Genomic DNA, 17,750 nt, shown 5'->3' with positions numbered 1-17,750 from the left:
CATGACGAACACCTCTCGCCATTTCTCTCCGCTCGCGCGCCTGTTGCACTGGATGATGGCTGTGCTGATTCTCGCGATGCTATTCATCGGCGTCGCGATGGTCGCGACCGTCTCGCACGCGCATGCGACGCTGATCGCACTGCATCGGCCGCTTGGCGTCGCGTTGCTCGTGCTCGCCCTGATTCGCGTCGCCGTGCGCTTGAAGAACGGCAGCCCCGCACTGCCCGGCGATATGCCCGCATTGCAGCGCTTCGGAGCCAGCGCATCGCATCTCGTGCTGTATGGGTTATTCATCGCGATGCCGTTGATCGGTTGGGCGATGCTCTCGGCAGGCGGCTATCCCGTCATGTTGTTCGGCGCCTGGCATCTGCCCGCCATCGTGCCGCAAAACGTGGATCTGTTCGCGCTGTTGCGCGCGATGCATACGTGGCTCGCATTGGCGCTGTTCGCGACTGTGCTCGCGCATATCGCGGCAGCCCTCTATCATGCCCTCATTCGCCGCGACGGCGTATTCTCTAGCATGGCTCGCGGCGGACGCTAGACCTTTCTGTGCGTCGCGATGGCCTCGTCTGCGACACAAAGGAGGCATCGCGTGTTCGAACAATGCGAATGGTTTAATGAGCCGTCAACATGGTCACTCGAGGGCGACACGCTCAACGTCATGACCGATCCGAAAACCGACTTCTGGCGCAACACGCACTACGGCTTCACGCGCGATTCGGGTCATTGCTTCGGAGTCCGCACGCAAGGCGATTTCACCGCGCAGGTGCGCGTGCGCGGGCAGTTTCATGCGCTCTACGATCAGGCGGGATTGATGGTGCGCATCGACGAGTCGACTTGGCTGAAGGCGGGTGTCGAATTCACCGACGGCATATTGATGATGAGCAGCGTATTGACGGTCGGCCAGTCGGACTGGGCCATCGGTGCGCCCATCGCGGCGACGGATGGCTTCTGGATGCGCGCAACCGTCGCGCAAGGCGTGCTGCGGGTGCAGTATTCAATCGACGGAACGACGTGGCCTCTGTTGCGGCTTGCGCCTTTTCCTTTGGCCGCGCACTACTTCGTTGGCCCCGTGTGCTGCACGCCTGAACGCGGCGGATTGAATGTCGAGTTCTCCCGCTTCACGGCAGGCGTACCGTTGCAGAAGGATCTGCACGATCTGAGTTGAGCCTCATGTTCGCGCGGCGCACACGACCTATGCCTCGTAGCGCGCCGCGCTGTGCGCGCTTCACGCCGGTTCCGCGAAACTCGCCTTGAGCGCCTGATAAATGCTGCGATAGCGCGCAAGCCTGTGCGCAAGCAACGGAGCCTGTGCGCGATCGGGCTCGCAGGACTCGAGCGTCGGGGCGGAAGGCAGACATCGCTGATCGCTTCGCCCGTCACCGCGAGCCGTGCAAGGCGCGCTGCGCCGAGCGCCGCGCCTACGTCGCTGCCTTCGTGACGATGCATGGTAATGCCCGTTGCCGTCGCGCACAGATTGGCCCAGAACGGGCTGCGCGAGCCGCCGCCGATGAACGACGCGCTCTGCAACGTCGTACCGGCGCTTTGCAGCGCGGCATAACCATCGGCCATCGCGAACGCAACGCCCTCCATCACGCTGTACGCGAGATCGCCCGTCGTATTTGCGCCCGTCAAACCCCAGAACACGCCGCGCGCGTTCGCATCGTTATGAGGCGTGCGCTCACCGCTCAGATAGGGCAGAAAGATCGGCGCAGTGGCGGGATTGGCCGTGCTCGCGAGCTCGGGCAAACTGCCGACTTCGCGGTTCACGACTTTCGATAGCCACCCAAGGCTCGATGCCGCCGACAGAATCACGCTCATCTGATGCCAGCGGTCCGGCAAGCAATGACAGAACGCATGTACGCCTTGCGCGGGATTCGGCGCGAAGCGATCGGTGCCCGCGAACAGCACCCCCGATGTACCGAGCGACAGAAACGCGCTGCCCGCTTCCGCCACGCCCATGCCGATCGCGCTTGCCGCGTTGTCGCCAGCGCCGCCGCATAGCACGACGGGACCGGCAATGCCCCACTCGCGCCGCAAGGCCTCGCTCAGCTGCGCAGCGCTCGCGCTGCCTTCGACGAGGCGCGGCATGTGCGCACGCGTCAATCCCGTCGCCGCGAGCATGCGGTCGGACCAGTCGCGCTTCGCGACGTCGAGCCATAGCGTGCCCGATGCGTCCGACATGTCGGACACGAAATCGCCTGTGAGCCGCCACGCGAGATAGTCTTTCGGCAACAGCACTTTGGACGCGGCGCGAAATACGTCGGGTTCGCGCTTTGCGAGCCAAAGCAGCTTGGGCGCGGTGAAACCTGGCATCGCCAGATTGCCCGTGATCTCGCGCGATTCAGGCACGAGTGCTTCCAGTTCCGCGCATTCCGCGAACGCGCGCGTGTCGTTCCAGAGTATCGCCGGCCTGAGTACTTCGCCTTTCGCGTCGAGCAGCGTCGCGCCGTGCATCTGTCCCGAGAGCCCGATGCCGCGCAGCGCCGCGAATGCGCCGGGATTCGCGCCACGCACGGCGGCAACGGCATCGAGCGTCGCCTGCCACCATGCATGGGGATTCTGCTCCGACCAGTGCGGATGCGGCTGCGCTACGTCCAGACGCACACCGCTTGTCGCGAGGGTCGTGGACGCGTCATCGGTCAGAATTACTTTCACCTCGGAGGTGCCGAGGTCGATTCCAAGGAAAGTCACTGCACGTCCTCACTATTTGGCATGAGTGGACGCCGCATGCTGAACATCGACGACGCGCCAGCGCGGCTACGTGTTCACCGAGCAAGAGCTGGAGCAGCTGGCGCGGGGCGCGCGAGCGCGACTCTCCCGTGGGCAAGCATGTCTTCTCCATGGTCCGCCGGCTTGCGATGGCCGGCGCTCGTTCGACTCGTTGAAACGAGACGTTACCACGGTGCCCCTGAACGGGACGACTGAGAACGATTCGTCCCACATTTGCGTGGCTGATGACATCTCCCTTTTTCGATGAATTTGACCGATTGAAACGCGCGGCAGACACTCAACGGCAATCCCCCACTACATCTATGCGATCCACCATGGCTTCCATCGAACCCACGCACGCGACCGGCCGCGTTGACGCTGTCCGGCCGCTTGAAGACAGGACGTTGCGCAAGATCGTCGTAGCGTCCGTCGCAGGCAACGCGATGGAATGGTACGACTTCTTCGTCTATGGCACGGCGGCCGCGCTCGTGTTCGGACAGTTGTTCTTTCCTGCGGGCGCCGATCCGTTGATCGGCACGCTCGGCGCATTTGCCGCGTTCGCCATGGGCTTCGTCGCGCGGCCGTTGGGCGGCGTCGTCTTTGGCCATATCGGCGACCGCTATGGACGCAAGGCTTCGCTCGTCTGGACGCTGCTCATCATGGGTATCGCGACGTTCGCGATCGGACTGCTGCCGACGTATGCGCAGATCGGTATCTGGTCGCCCGTGGCGCTCGTCGTATTGCGGCTGCTGCAAGGCGTTGCATCGGGTGGCGAATGGGGCGGCGGCGTATTGATGATCAGCGAAAGCGCACCGCCCGAAAAACGCGGCTATTACGCGGCGTGGAGCCAGTTGGGCGTGGGCGGCGGATTCGTGTTGTCGTCGGCTGCATTTCTCGCGGCGCAGTCGCTGCCGCACGATGCGTTCATCAGCTGGGGCTGGCGGCTGCCCTTTCTCGCGAGCATCGCGATCTTTGCTATTGGCGTCTATATCAGGCACAGCCTGCCGGAAAGCCGGGATTTCGAGCAGACCGAAAAGCGTGGAGAGAAAACCCATATGCCCGTCGTCGAGGTCATCAAGCGGCATCCGAAAGAGATCTTGATGGCGATGGGGCTGCGCGTAGCGGAAAACGGCGGCGCTTATATCTTTCTCGCGTTTTCGCTTGTGTATGGAAAGTTTGTGGGTATCTCCAGCTCGGTGATGTTGACGGGCGTCATGCTGGCGATGGTGGTCGAAATGGGCGCGATGCTGGCATGGGGACGTCTGTCCGATCGCATCGGTCGAAAGCCTGTGTACATGATCGGCGCGGTGGGATTGGTCGTGATGGCCTTTCCGTTCTTCTGGATGCTCGATACGCACCAGGCGCCGTGGATCTACCTGGCGCTGATTCTCGGCACAGCCGTTTGTCACGGCGCGATGATCGGTACGTTGCCCGCGCTTGTCGGTGAACTGTTCAGCACCGAAGTGCGCTATTCAGGCGTGGCGCTTGGACATGAAGTGGCGTCGATCTTCGCTGGCGGAATGTCGCCGCTGATCGCAACCGCGTTGCTTGCCAGTTATCACGCTTACTGGCCAGTTTCGATCTTCCTGATGGTGCTCGGCGCGATTACTGTTGTGACGCTCAGGTTTACGCATGAGACGCGTGCGGTTCGATGAAGCGTTGCATCTCCGTGGTGTGTCTTTTGCCGGATTGAAACGCCTTTATGGGTGCAAGGCGTTCATCGCGGCGACGAGACCGCTTGCCGGGCTGGTGAGCGGTTTCATCGCTCGTTTCAATAACGCTGCGGCGCCCGCCATGGATGCCTGAGCCAAGGCGACAATGGTGGCGCCGTCCAGGTAGGCGTCTTCCGTTGCGGCAGCGATCTTCGCGAGGTACGCATCCTGTTCGCCCGCTTTGAACAGCCGCCAGGCGCCCTGCACCAGCCGGATCTCGACCTCAGCCCCAGATCGCTTCGCAGCGTCCGTAAATATGCGTGCAGTCGGCGCTAGCGTCGTCTCAACAGCGCATAGCGCAATCACTTTGCCGCCAGCGCGCGTCGCCTCTTCTGCCAATGCATCGTCGACTCTTATCATGGGGACGGGTGCATCGGTCGATACGACCGAGATACAGGGCCCTAGGGTGGAACATGTGAGAAGTACTGCATCCGCACGGCGCCCCAGGTTCAACAGAGCATCGCAAGTCTGACGTTCGATGTCCGGGGTAAGCGCGCGAGCGAGTTCTGCAGCTGCCAGGAGGTCAGCGCGCACTTCATGGTGGAGCGAGCCCCGTGGCAGATTCAACTGCTGTGCCACTGTGTCGAACACCGCCACGTTACTTTCCGCCGTGTGTAAGCACGCGATGCGCATTGCTTTCTCTCCAGGTCGAGTCGAGCAGTTTCGCACAGGTGCGCGGCGAGGTCGCGACACTAGCGACGTCGGGCAGTATCGCGGATACGATCGGATCAAGAGGAAATGCGGGCACGCTCGTCGCTGTTGCATGCGGGCCGCTTGGGCGCGACGTTAAAACATACGCTACAAACGCCAAGACCCCGCTTTTGAGGGCGGGGTCTTGTCTTGGGTAAGGAGCCTGACGATTACCTACTTTCACACGGGCAATCCGCACTATCATCGGCGTGGAGTCGTTTCACGGTCCTGTTCGGGATGGGAAGGGGTGGTACCGACTCGCTATGGTCATCAGGCATGACGGGTTGCTGCGTCGCATTGTGGTGCGCCACAGCCAATCTGGAAGAAGCGTAAAGAGGGGATGGGTTGTGTTGTTTCTGGCACAACACCGATCTCAACCTGTGTGTTCCGCTCACCCTCTCGGGGTAAGACACACCTGTTATAGGATCAAGCCTTACGGGCAATTAGTATCAGTTAGCTTAACGCATTACTGCGCTTCCACACCTGACCTATCAACGTCCTGGTCTTGAACGACCCTTCAAGGGGCTCGAAGCCCCGGGGATATCTCATCTCAAGGCGAGTTTCCCGCTTAGATGCTTTCAGCGGTTATCTCTTCCGAACATAGCTACCCGGCGATGCCACTGGCGTGACAACCGGTACACCAGAGGTTCGTCCACTCCGGTCCTCTCGTACTAGGAGCAGCCCCTTCAAATATCCAGCGCCCACGGCAGATAGGGACCAAACTGTCTCACGACGTTTTAAACCCAGCTCACGTACCTCTTTAAATGGCGAACAGCCATACCCTTGGGACCGGCTACAGCCCCAGGATGAGATGAGCCGACATCGAGGTGCCAAACACCGCCGTCGATATGAACTCTTGGGCGGTATCAGCCTGTTATCCCCAGAGTACCTTTTATCCGTTGAGCGATGGCCCTTCCATACAGAACCACCGGATCACTATGACCTGCTTTCGCACCTGCTCGACTTGTCGGTCTCGCAGTTAAGCACGCTTATGCCATTGCACTATCAGCACGATTTCCGACCGTACCTAGCGTACCTTCGTACTCCTCCGTTACACTTTGGGAGGAGACCGCCCCAGTCAAACTGCCCACCATGCACTGTCCCCGACCCGGATCACGGGCCAAGGTTAGAACCTCAAACAAACCAGGGTGGTATTTCAAGGACGGCTCCACGCAAACTGGCGTTCACGCTTCATAGCCTCCCACCTATCCTACACAGATCGGTTCAAAGTCCAATGCAAAGCTACAGTAAAGGTTCATGGGGTCTTTCCGTCTAGCCGCGGGGAGATTGCATCATCACAAACACTTCAACTTCGCTGAGTCTCGGGAGGAGACAGTGTGGCCATCGTTACGCCATTCGTGCAGGTCGGAACTTACCCGACAAGGAATTTCGCTACCTTAGGACCGTTATAGTTACGGCCGCCGTTTACCGGGACTTCAATCAAGAGCTTGCACCCCATCATTTAATCTTCCGGCACCGGGCAGGCGTCACACCCTATACGTCCACTTTCGTGTTTGCAGAGTGCTGTGTTTTTATTAAACAGTCGCAGCCACCAGTTTATTGCAACCCCTTCACCCTCACCCCGCAGGGGCTCAAGCTACAGGGGCGTACCTTATCCCGAAGTTACGGTACCAATTTGCCGAGTTCCTTCTCCCGAGTTCTCTCAAGCGCCTTAGAATACTCATCTCGCCCACCTGTGTCGGTTTGCGGTACGGTCAATGTGAAACTGAAGCTTAGAGGCTTTTCCTGGAACCCCTTCCGATTGCTTCGCCCCCTAGAGAGCTCGCGCCACGCCCTTGAATTCCGTGCCCGGATTTGCCAGAGCACCTTCTCCAACGCAGCGACCGGGACTTCCAACACCCGGACAACCTTCCGCGATCCGTCCCCCCATCGCATTTCACACTGGTGCAGGAATATTGACCTGCTTCCCATCAGCTACGCATTTCTGCCTCGCCTTAGGGGCCGACTCACCCTACGCCGATGAACGTTGCGTAGGAAACCTTGGGCTTACGGCGAGGGGGCCTTTCACCCCCTTTATCGCTACTCATGTCAGCATTCGCACTTCCGATACCTCCAGCACGCTTTTCAACGCACCTTCGCAGGCTTACGGAACGCTCTCCTACCATGCGTGCAAGCACGCATCCGCAGCTTCGGTATATGACTTAGCCCCGTTACATCTTCCGCGCAGGACGACTCGATCAGTGAGCTATTACGCTTTCTTTAAAGGGTGGCTGCTTCTAAGCCAACCTCCTGACTGTTTTAGCCTTCCCACTTCGTTTCCCACTTAGTCATATTTGGGGACCTTAGCTGGCGGTCTGGGTTGTTTCCCTCTTGACACCGGACGTTAGCACCCGATGTCTGTCTCCCGTGATTGCACTCTTCGGTATTCGGAGTTTGCTATGGCGAAGTAATCCGCAATGGACCCTTCAACCATGACAGTGCTCTACCCCCGAAGGTGATACACGAGGCACTACCTAAATAGTTTTCGGAGAGAACCAGCTATTTCCAGGTTTGTTTAGCCTTTCACCCCTATCCACAGCTCATCCCCTAACTTTTCAACGTTAGTGGGTTCGGACCTCCAGTACGTGTTACCGCACCTTCATCCTGGCCATGGATAGATCACCTGGTTTCGGGTCTACACCCAGCGACTGAATCGCCCTGTTCGGACTCGCTTTCGCTACGCCTGCCCTAATCGGTTAAGCTCGCCACTGAATGTAAGTCGCTGACCCATTATACAAAAGGTACGCCGTCACCCCTTGCGAGGCTCCGACTGTTTGTATGCATGCGGTTTCAGGATCTGTTTCACTCCCCTCCCGGGGTTCTTTTCGCCTTTCCCTCACGGTACTGGTTCACTATCGGTCGATCACGAGTATTTAGCCTTGGAGGATGGTCCCCCATCTTCAGACAGGATTTCACGTGTCCCGCCCTACTTGTCGTACACCTAGTTCTTCCTCACTGTTTTCGCCTACGGGGCTATCACCCACTATGGCCGCACTTTCCAGAGCGTTTGGCTAACAACGAAGATAAAGAGTACAGGCTGGTCCCATTTCGCTCGCCACTACTTTGGGAATCTCGGTTGATTTCTGTTCCTGCGGTTACTTAGATGTTTCAGTTCACCGCGTTCGCTTCACATGGCCTATGTATTCAGCCATGGATGACCCATACGGGCCGGGTTTCCCCATTCGGATATCGGTGGATCAAAGCTCGTTTGCCAGCTCCCCACCGCTTTTCGCAGGCTACCGCGTCCTTCATCGCCTGTGATCGCCAAGGCATCCACCACATGCACTTGTTCGCTTGACCCTATAACGGGTGTGTCTCTTCGTGTTGCCACGCCAGACTCACTCGCTACAGGTTGAGTATTCGCGTTGTGCCGTATTCCAGGTTCGTCTTTCGATGAACTCAAAAAATACATTGATACAATCACAACCCTGATTCACCTACTCACGCGCCCATCTCTAAGCACGCTTTCGTGAATCTCTTTACTACTTCTTCCTGATTGTTAAAGAACGACAGCCGATATAAAGCGCTATGCCTTACATCATTCGCTGACTGGCTCAATCGCCAATGCATAGCACTCGGTTCACACTGAACGCTAGGCATTGGGAATTGGTGGAGGATGACGGGATCGAACCGACGACCCCCTGCTTGCAAAGCAGGTGCTCTCCCAGCTGAGCTAATCCCCCAGTCATACAGTACACAGGGGGTTTTGCGATCAGCCACCGCAGACAAGACGCTGGTGGGTCTGGATGGATTCGAACCATCGACCCCCGCCTTATCAAGACGGTGCTCTAACCGACTGAGCTACAGACCCCTGAGCCTGTCTTCAATTAACAGCCGACAAGTGTGAGCGCTCAACTTCTAAGCGCGAAGCTCTGGAAAGGAGGTGATCCAGCCGCACCTTCCGATACGGCTACCTTGTTACGACTTCACCCCAGTCATGAATCCTACCGTGGTGACCGTCCTCCTTGCGGTTAGACTAGCCACTTCTGGTAAAACCCACTCCCATGGTGTGACGGGCGGTGTGTACAAGACCCGGGAACGTATTCACCGCGGCATGCTGATCCGCGATTACTAGCGATTCCAGCTTCACGCAGTCGAGTTGCAGACTGCGATCCGGACTACGATCGGTTTTCTGGGATTGGCTCCACCTCGCGGCTTGGCAACCCTCTGTTCCGACCATTGTATGACGTGTGAAGCCCTACCCATAAGGGCCATGAGGACTTGACGTCATCCCCACCTTCCTCCGGTTTGTCACCGGCAGTCTCCCTAGAGTGCTCTTGCGTAGCAACTAGGGACAAGGGTTGCGCTCGTTGCGGGACTTAACCCAACATCTCACGACACGAGCTGACGACAGCCATGCAGCACCTGTGTTACGGCTCCCTTTCGGGCACTCCCACCTCTCAGCAGGATTCCGTACATGTCAAGGGTAGGTAAGGTTTTTCGCGTTGCATCGAATTAATCCACATCATCCACCGCTTGTGCGGGTCCCCGTCAATTCCTTTGAGTTTTAATCTTGCGACCGTACTCCCCAGGCGGTCAACTTCACGCGTTAGCTTCGTTACCAAGTCAATGAAGACCCGACAACTAGTTGACATCGTTTAGGGCGTGGACTACCAGGGTATCTAATCCTGTTTGCTCCCCACGCTTTCGTGCATGAGCGTCAGTATTGGCCCAGGGGCTGCCTTCGCCATCGGTATTCCTCCACATCTCTACGCATTTCACTGCTACACGTGGAATTCTACCCCCCTCTGCCATACTCTAGCCCGCCAGTCACCAATGCAGTTCCCAGGTTAAGCCCGGGATTTCACATCGGTCTTAGCGAACCGCCTGCGCACGCTTTACGCCCAGTAATTCCGATTAACGCTTGCACCCTACGTATTACCGCGGCTGCTGGCACGTAGTTAGCCGGTGCTTATTCTTCCGGTACCGTCATCCCGCCTCTGTATTAGAGAAGCGGTTTTCTTTCCGGACAAAAGTGCTTTACAACCCGAAGGCCTTCTTCACACACGCGGCATTGCTGGATCAGGGTTGCCCCCATTGTCCAAAATTCCCCACTGCTGCCTCCCGTAGGAGTCTGGGCCGTGTCTCAGTCCCAGTGTGGCTGGTCGTCCTCTCAGACCAGCTACAGATCGTCGCCTTGGTAGGCCTTTACCCCACCAACTAGCTAATCTGCCATCGGCCGCCCCTTGAGCGCGAGGTCCGAAGATCCCCCGCTTTCCTCCACAGAGCGTATGCGGTATTAATCCGGCTTTCGCCGGGCTATCCCCCACTCCAGGACACGTTCCGATGTATTACTCACCCGTTCGCCACTCGCCACCAGGATTGCTCCCGTGCTGCCGTTCGACTTGCATGTGTAAGGCATGCCGCCAGCGTTCAATCTGAGCCAGGATCAAACTCTTCAGTTCAAACCTGTTACTGTTTTTCGGGCTCTTTCGAACCCGGTCGCTCACTCAAAATCACTGACGAAAGTTTCGATTTCTCGAACCTTCCTCAATTACTTCCGTGTGAGACTCGATTACTTTCGCTATCAGTGACCCGAAGATCACCGCGCGCTCGCCATCGAGCACCCACACTTATCGGCTGTTGATTGTTAAAGAACATTCGCTAAAAAGCCGCTGTTTTCTGCTGCTTTCTTGCGTCTCCGTCGTTTGGAGAGGCCGAATTATGCGGAACCCCCAGGGGGCTGTCAAGCACTTATTTCGAACGATCTACGAAAAGTTTGCGATGCCACTTTATTAGACACACGCATTCACTCTCAATTGCAATGTACTCACCTATTCAATCAAAGGCTTAGCGCACATTGCAGAGAAGATCTCTGCGTCGGACACAACGCAAATCGCACAAAAGAAAAAAGCGCGCGGAACCTCCGCACGCTTTTTTCACAAGAACTACCGGCCCGGCGGGCAACGTCAACTCCTTCACCCGCATGCGCCACTTCGCTTAAGAACCGACGTAGCCCGGCGGCGGGTTCACGTTGCTCTTCGCGACGTCTGCATTCTTCGACACCACATAAATGGGCGCTTCCGTCAGATTCAGATTCAGCGTGCCGTTCGTGTAGTTCAGCGTCATCGGGTTGCCCATCATGTCGAGCACCTTGACCGTGCCGCTCGTGCCCGGCGCATCGACTGCAAGGCTGTACGCTGCGCTATACGTCGAACTGAAGCCCGCGCTTGCACTCCATGCATCGTTGTTGTGGGTCCACAAGGCGGTGATCACCGATCCATTGTTGACCTGCTGGAACGAATAAGCATAGACACCAGACGGCGTGTTCTTCAAAGGACCAAGCGTATTCGTGCCGTCCAGAATGCGCGACATCGCACTCACGACCATGGCGGCCGGCTTCGGGCTGATGTTGGTCGCACCGAACGAGCCTTGCGCGTTCGACAGATCGAAGAACGTGCCATAGCCCACTTCGCCCGGATAGTCCGCACCATAGAAAACGTACGAAACGTCCGCGCCTTCGCCGAGCAGGATGATGTGCGTGCGCGCGACGACGGCGCCCTGCGCGAACAGCACGTTACCCGTTGGATAGTTAGGACCGTACTGCGAACCGAGGTCGTAGCTGATGCCCACTTCCGTCTGATACAGCTTCATGCCCGAGCGGTACTGGTTAAGCATCGTGGTGCGCAGCGTGCGCATCGAGTTGTTCAGTGCATTCGCGGCATTCGCGGCGACGGGGTCGGTCGCGAGACGCTCAGGCGGATGCGACGGCGACGTGCCCGCATCGTAGTAGCCGTGCGTCGCCACGCCATCGATGTACTTGCCGTAACCGAGCGAGGCAATGCGTTGCAGACGGCTGTTCGTGAGGCTCGGGAACGCGTCCGCCGGACCCATCACGACAGCGCCCGGATCGGTCGAGTGAATGCCCTGATAGACCGACTGGTACAGCGATACGAAATTGGCATCCGTATCCGTCCAGAACTGATTCGGCTCCCACGTCACCTGATAGTAGTTCGCCGACTGCGTCGGGAAGTACTTGAGGCGGATTGCGTTCGACTCGGTTCCGACGCGGTTCATGTAGTTCTGCAGGTACGACATGTCCTTAGGCAAGGTCGTGAAGTCCTCCACGCCACCCGACTTCGACGCCCATCCCGGCGTGCCATCCAGACGGATCAGGCGCATCACGTTGCCCGATGTATAGAACGGGTCGAGATTGTTCGCTGACGGATCGAAGGTGTTCGCGCCATTCGGCTCCATCACCGACATCTGGCGGTCGTCGATCGTCTGCGTGATGCCGAGACCAGCGAGCACCGCTGCGCGATCGTTCGCACCCTGCATGCCGAAGCGGTGCTGCTCCTGCTTCGTGTAGGTCACGGCGGGCACGATGCCACTCAGGTTCGGAATCACGCCGAACGTGGCGATGCCCGTGGGACGCGTGCCGGCCTGGGGCAACGCGCCACCGCCCGCCTTCAGGCTGCCGGCCACCGCGAAGTAACCCGCGAGTGTCGAATTGCAGGTCAGGGTCGTCGTCGCTGCGCCACCCGGCACCGCGAAGCTGCCGCTAGCCGCGACGCGGCCCGTCGTATCGTTGATCGACCAGTTCAGCGTGTCGGCATTGCTCGTGTTCGTCGTGAACACAAGCGGGAAACTCGCGCCGGACGCGAACAGGCGCGTGCCGTCGCCGCTCGTCGTATCGGCGGAAATCAACGGACCGCCTGCCGACGCGCTCGCCGTCGAAGGCGATACGCAACTGATGTTGCCCGTGGTGTTGCCGTTGGCCGTCGCATTGGCACCGGACATCGCGGACGTTTGAGAACCGCTATTGGCCGATGCGCCGGCGCCGGCCGGGTCGCTGCCGCCGCCACCGCCGCAGCCCGCGAGAAGAACCGCTATCGATGACGAAACAAGAAGTAAATTGGCTTTCATGGAAGTACGAATGGGCAATCGAAATCCGTCCGAAAACGCCTGGCAAAAATGCCCGAACGCGTAGGCTGAATTTCTGGGTTGGCTGTCTTGCACGCGGAGTCGTTCTTACTGCGTCGACTGCCGGTGCGCCGGGGGTGCCGGTAATTTGGAGCAGCGCATTTCCTGCATGCCCGCAGCATTTTTCAGTGCGAGTGAGGCCGTGCTCAACCGATTGCAACCAGATGTAACTGCAAAGCAGATCAGGATAATGTCTGATAAATAACGCGATATACGCGGCCATTAATCAGCTTTAAACCGGGAGCGCCGTGTGACGGCCTTCCCAGCCTTCATACCAATACATCCGTATATCCGACTCTTTTTTGCAAGGCCGAATCCTACCGAACGATCATGCTTACGTCTGCTGAAACGGGGTAACTCTTTGTAACGTATGAAGATTAATCAGGTTCATTTTATGCGCTAGCGCCCACATGGTGATAAGTAACGAATCAAAGTTGCACGGGGTGCACGTTTCCGATGTCGGAAATTGCTCAACCTTTCAAAGATCTATAAATAGGGAAACATGAATGGCGAAAAACAGCTAGATATTTTTTCGTTGATTTATTTTTTGTTTTTTGAAAGGCACGCATCGCACGACGAATTCTTTTCTGGTGATTTTCCGAATCACGTGAATCAGTTGGGATTGGCGATTTGCTCGCCCAATTCGCGACATTCAATCTGTTTGTCGCGCTTCACATACACGCAAACCGGCTTTTTTCAATCGAATAGCGGAGTTTTATTGACCTCTTGCGAAAGCTGACTCATATTGCATAACGACCATTGCGATTACGTGCGACGCGTTGCGTCGTGACAAGGCCATGTCCTGCGCACGATGGTTGCCAACGAGAAGAATGTGCGATGCCGTCACGCGTGCCGGCATGGGAGTCTGTCCATGGACACGATTCGCAAGCGTCCCGTGCCGCCGCATGAGCAATGCGACACGACGCAGGAGACAAAACTTGTGGTGCAGCGAGACCCTCCTGCGCCGCCGCTCGATTTGCTATTTCCTCTCGACGCTTCAGTGCCTCATGCAAGCGCGAACCGGGCGGCAGATGATGCGGCCGACACGCTACCGACTTATCCGCCACTTTTCAGGCGCATCAGGCCAAGGCCGCGCCGTATCGCCGCACCCACATCAGTCGGTACGCCCGACTGGAAACTGAGCACGGGCGCCGCAGTCGTGCTGCTCGGCTTCGCGATTGCATTCGGCACCTACATTACGCTGACGCAACGCGATGCGATGCAAAGCCGCTTGCGCCGCATCGTTACCGAGAACGAACTGCGCGCGATGCCGCGTCACGATCGACCGACCATCGCCGATCGCACGCAAGAACTCGCGCGAAGCCTGCGAGACCAGATCGAAGCGCTGCGCAGCCGCGACGTAACCGATACGGCCGTCATGGCAGGCGCCGCCGCTCATCAGTCCGCTAACGTGCACGGCAGTACGCTCGCTAGCAGCACGCCGAGCTTGCCGGTAACGACCGCACCCGCATCGCCACCTGCGACGCCAGGCAAGACGCCTGCGAAACCGACGAAACAGCTTGCAGCAAAGCCACTTGCGCCGCCCCTGCCTCAGCCCGCGCCACACGCACACCAGCTCGCCAGCGTGACGCCCATGCGCGCTCACAGCACGACGGCTCCACAACATGAAAGTCGAACTAGCACGAAGCAGGCGAATGCCGCGTGCGGCCCGCGTTCGCCTTGTGCGCAAGCGAACGCGCAAAGTCCGCGCAAGCCCGTGAAGGTCGCGAGCAAGACCCCGCCAGCCAAGGCCACCACGACCACCTTCGCGGCACGACGCACGCCCGTCAAAACGGCCTCAAAGCCCGTGTCGTACCCGCCTCTTCCCACCTTTCAGGCCTGGTCTCCACCCGAGAGTCCCGCCACATTGCCCGAGAACGACGACTCGCAAGTCTATCGGCAGCACTAGCTTTCCCGATCGCCGTCATTGCGCCATCGCGAGAAATGCAACCGCCTGGCGGAAAGAGACGAAGCGATGTCGCCTGAGTGTGCGCCGTCGTTCTTACCATTGGAAAGCTTGGCAAGCGCCGCATGGAACAGCGAAAACCCGCATGCCTTCATGCGAGGACGCTCATCGGGGCGTGGGGAGACACGCGTATGCATCGACAGCTGTCAGCATCCCTGGCCTCTTCGACGAGCAATACGGCTCGCGCGCTTTCACGCGTCAGCAAGGCTGCCGTCGCACTGACGCTCGCGCTCTTTTGCACAGCATGCGGCAACGGCTCGTCAGACAATGCGAGCGCCAATAGCGCCGGCACTGGCGGCACAGGCACATCGGGTTCGGGCGGCAGCGCGGCACCGACAGCGTCAGTCGCCACCGACGTGCTGACACATCACAACGATCTCGCACGCACCGGTCAAATGCTCGCCGAGACGACGCTCACACTATCCAACGTCAATTCGGCAACGTTCGGCAAACTCGCGTTTCTGCATGCCGACGGCAAGGTGGACGGCCAGCCGCTGTCGGTCACGAGTCTGTCCATCAACGGCGCGACGCACAACGTGATCTATGTCGTGACCGAGCACAACAGCGTCTACGCGTACGACGCCGACAACTACGCGCAATTGTGGAAAGTCTCGCTGACGGGCACGAACGAAACACCCAGCGACAATCGCGGCTGCAACGACATCACGCCGGAAATTGGCATTACGTCGACGCCCGTGATCGACCGCAGTCGTGGCCCGAATGGCGTGCTGTACGCGGTCGCGATGACGAAGGATGCGAGCGGCGGGCTTCATCACCGCCTGCATGCACTCGATCTCGCGAGCGGCGCCGAACTCTTCGGCGGCCCGACCGAAATCGCGGCGACCGCTCAAGGCACGGGCGGCAACAGCGTCAACGGTGTGCTGACATTCGATCCTTCGCTGCACACGGAGCGCGCCGCGTTGACGCTCGTGAACGGCAATATCTTCATGGGCTGGACGGCGCATTGCATGGCGGGCGCCTACACGGGCTGGATCATGAGCTATAGCGCCGACACGCTGCAGCAGACAGGCGTCGTCAACGTCGCGCCGAACGGCCATCAGGGATCGGTGTGGATGGCGGGCTCGGGCATGGCGTCGGATGGCACGTCCATCTATCTGGTGGACGGCAACGGCACGTTCGGCACGACGCTCGATGCCAACGGCTTCCCCGTCGATAGCGACTATGGCAATTCGTTCATGAAGCTGTCGGCCAGCCCGCTCAAGGTGACCGACTACTTCGCGCCGCTCGACGTCGTGCAACTCGCAAACGTCGACGGCGACTTCGGTTCGGGCGGTGCGATGCTGTTGCCCGATCAGAAGGCTGCCGACGGCACCATCAAGCATCTCGCGGTAGCGGCGGGCAAGGACAACAAGATCTATGTCGTCGATCGCGACGCGATGGGCAAATTCAGCGCGACCTCGAATAACATCTGGCAGGTGCTGACGGGCACGCTGGCGGGCGGCATCTGGGGCTCGCCCGCTTATTTCAACGGCACCGTCTACTACGGCGCATTGAACGACAACATCAAGGCGCTGCCCGTCACCCATGCGATGGTGGCCAGCACGGCTGCGTCGAAGAGCCCGACGACCTTCGCCTATCCGGGCGCCGTCCCGGCGATATCGGCGAACGGGACCTCGAACGCCATACTGTGGGCCGCGGAAAACGGCACGACGGGCGCGCTGCACGCGTACGACGCGACCAATCTCGCGAGCGAACTCTACAACAGCAATCAGGCGGGAACCCGCGACCAGTGGGGCGCGGGCAACAAATTCATCACACCGATGATCTCGCGCGGCAAGGTCTACGTCGGCGCGACCAACGGTGTCGCCGTGTTCGGCCTGCTGCATTGATCATGCTGTGACCCATATCGCGTTGCAGCACGGAAAATGGCGACGAATGGCGTGCTTCTGGCGTGCTGCGCCGCTGCGAGGCGATATGCTGGAATAGCTATCCTTCGGCCTGCGATGGCCTGACTGGCCCCGACGGCCATGTTGCACGTCATGGCTTCATGCGTACCTCGCGACGCGCATCCGCGCCGACAAGACCAAGACTTCGCCAGGGAGTCCGCTCGCTTATGACACGCTTCGCCCATGCTGCAATCGCGCTTTTCGTCGTCAGCGGCGCATCCGTTGCGCAGCAGCCGTTGACCTATCCGGGACGCAGCCAGAGCCCGGGACAACAGGCCGTCGACACGGCCGCGTGCTACGCGGATGCCAACAAGACGACGCACGTGAACATGGCGCACGAGTCGCAACGTCCGCCGCCACCCGGCAAGGCGGCCGCCGTCGCGCCGCGGCCTATCGTTGCGCCCTCGCCTGTCAATCCGCCCTTGCCTTCCGCGATGGGCGCCTCGGGGGCATCGGGCGCGATGGCGGCGTCCGCCCCAGCAGGCGCAAGCGGGGCAGCGACGGCAACGGCAGCCAGCGGTGCGAGCGGGGTCGCCGCTCCGTCGACGGTTGCAGCGGCATCGGGTGCTTCGGGCACGCTCGCGGCTTCGGGCGCGATGCCTGCATCGGGTGCGCTCGCGGCTTCTGGAGCCAGCATGCCGTCGGAGGCTTCGCTGGCGGCCATGCCGCCACCGCCTCCACCCGAGCCGCCGATGGTCCGTTACTGGACCGCCTACGCGAAGTGCATGCAGCAGCGCGGCTACTACACACGCTAGCGCACGCCTCATTCATGCGACGAAAGACAAACGGCACGCCGCCGTTTGTTCAATTGCGCCGTCACGCCGCTTCAACACTTCGCTT

8 protein-coding genes, 2 tRNA genes, 3 rRNA genes and 1 pseudogene are annotated in these 17,750 nt (G+C 59.4%); 6 read left to right on the top strand and 8 right to left on the bottom strand.

What is annotated here, in order from left to right:
- Position 1: 1 nt before the first annotated feature.
- Together H1204_RS08390 and H1204_RS08385 are read left to right on the top strand one after the other, a co-directional pair.
- Entirely contained in the window at positions 2-541 is a 540-nt protein-coding gene (locus H1204_RS08390; RefSeq protein ID WP_180730738.1) for a cytochrome b, read from the top strand.
- A gap of 51 nt (positions 542-592) precedes the next feature.
- Positions 593-1,168: a DUF1349 domain-containing protein gene (locus H1204_RS08385; protein WP_180730737.1), complete on the top strand. Its 576-nt coding sequence runs from the start codon at positions 593-595 to the stop codon at positions 1,166-1,168.
- A 60-nt stretch (positions 1,169-1,228) separates the two neighbouring features.
- Here H1204_RS08385 and xylB read toward each other — a convergent pair.
- Positions 1,229-2,694 (bottom strand): annotated as a pseudogene (gene xylB / locus H1204_RS08380) (xylulokinase).
- Positions 2,695-3,047: 353 nt separating this feature from the next.
- On the opposite strand from xylB, the gene H1204_RS08375 reads away from it, so the two are divergent.
- On the top strand, positions 3,048-4,367 hold the full coding sequence (locus H1204_RS08375) for an MFS transporter (RefSeq protein ID WP_180730736.1): 1,320 nt from the start codon (positions 3,048-3,050) through the stop codon (positions 4,365-4,367).
- A 45-nt stretch (positions 4,368-4,412) separates the two neighbouring features.
- On the opposite strand, the gene H1204_RS08370 is transcribed toward H1204_RS08375, so the two are convergent.
- The 7 genes from H1204_RS08370 to H1204_RS08340 form a co-directional block, all read right to left on the bottom strand.
- Complete coding sequence (locus tag H1204_RS08370) at positions 4,413-5,021, bottom strand: aspartate/glutamate racemase family protein (protein ID WP_243468582.1); 609 nt, start codon at positions 5,019-5,021, stop codon at positions 4,413-4,415.
- A 254-nt stretch (positions 5,022-5,275) separates the two neighbouring features.
- A 5S ribosomal RNA gene (gene rrf, locus H1204_RS08365) occupies positions 5,276-5,389 on the bottom strand.
- Positions 5,390-5,536: 147 nt separating this feature from the next.
- A 23S ribosomal RNA gene (locus H1204_RS08360) occupies positions 5,537-8,414 on the bottom strand.
- A gap of 307 nt (positions 8,415-8,721) precedes the next feature.
- Positions 8,722-8,797, bottom strand: a tRNA-Ala gene (locus H1204_RS08355).
- Between the two features lie 51 nt (positions 8,798-8,848).
- Positions 8,849-8,925: transfer RNA gene (locus tag H1204_RS08350), tRNA-Ile, on the bottom strand.
- 65 nt (positions 8,926-8,990) lie between these two features.
- Positions 8,991-10,519: ribosomal RNA gene (locus H1204_RS08345) — 16S ribosomal RNA — on the bottom strand.
- Together the 16S, 23S and 5S rRNA genes with 2 tRNA genes alongside form the textbook arrangement of a ribosomal RNA operon.
- Positions 10,520-11,054: 535 nt before the next feature.
- Positions 11,055-12,980 (bottom strand): hypothetical protein, encoded by a 1,926-nt coding sequence (locus H1204_RS08340; protein ID WP_180730734.1) that lies wholly within the window; start codon positions 12,978-12,980, stop codon positions 11,055-11,057.
- Between the two features lie 928 nt (positions 12,981-13,908).
- Here H1204_RS08340 and H1204_RS08335 point away from each other — a divergent pair.
- The 3 genes from H1204_RS08335 to H1204_RS08325 all read left to right on the top strand — a co-directional run bounded on the left by H1204_RS08335 (position 13,909) and on the right by H1204_RS08325 (position 17,665).
- Complete coding sequence (locus H1204_RS08335) at positions 13,909-14,946, top strand: hypothetical protein (protein WP_180730733.1); 1,038 nt, start codon at positions 13,909-13,911, stop codon at positions 14,944-14,946.
- A gap of 188 nt (positions 14,947-15,134) precedes the next feature.
- On the top strand, positions 15,135-16,853 hold the full coding sequence (locus tag H1204_RS08330; protein WP_180730732.1) for a pyrrolo-quinoline quinone: 1,719 nt from the start codon (positions 15,135-15,137) through the stop codon (positions 16,851-16,853).
- Between the two features lie 224 nt (positions 16,854-17,077).
- Entirely contained in the window at positions 17,078-17,665 is a 588-nt protein-coding gene (locus tag H1204_RS08325) for a hypothetical protein (RefSeq protein WP_180730731.1), read from the top strand.
- Positions 17,666-17,750 lie beyond the last annotated feature (85 nt).

The organism is Paraburkholderia sp. PGU19, from assembly GCF_013426915.1.
In the GTDB taxonomy this organism is placed as follows: Bacteria; Pseudomonadota; Gammaproteobacteria; order Burkholderiales; family Burkholderiaceae; genus Paraburkholderia.
This window is presented reverse-complemented; position numbering and strand designations above follow the sequence as displayed.

Bases quoted from the DNA above. Each gene is read 5' to 3' on its own strand.
- H1204_RS08330 (WP_180730732.1), top strand. From the start codon at position 15,135: ATGCATCGACAGCTGTCAGCATCCCTGGCCTCTTCGACGAGCAATACG.
- H1204_RS08390 (WP_180730738.1), top strand. From the start codon at position 2: ATGACGAACACCTCTCGCCATTTCTCTCCGCTCGCGCGCCTGTTGCAC.
- H1204_RS08340 (WP_180730734.1), bottom strand. From the start codon at position 12,980: ATGAAAGCCAATTTACTTCTTGTTTCGTCATCGATAGCGGTTCTTCTC.
- H1204_RS08375 (WP_180730736.1), top strand. From the start codon at position 3,048: ATGGCTTCCATCGAACCCACGCACGCGACCGGCCGCGTTGACGCTGTC.
- H1204_RS08335 (WP_180730733.1), top strand. From the start codon at position 13,909: ATGGACACGATTCGCAAGCGTCCCGTGCCGCCGCATGAGCAATGCGAC.
- H1204_RS08325 (WP_180730731.1), top strand. From the start codon at position 17,078: ATGACACGCTTCGCCCATGCTGCAATCGCGCTTTTCGTCGTCAGCGGC.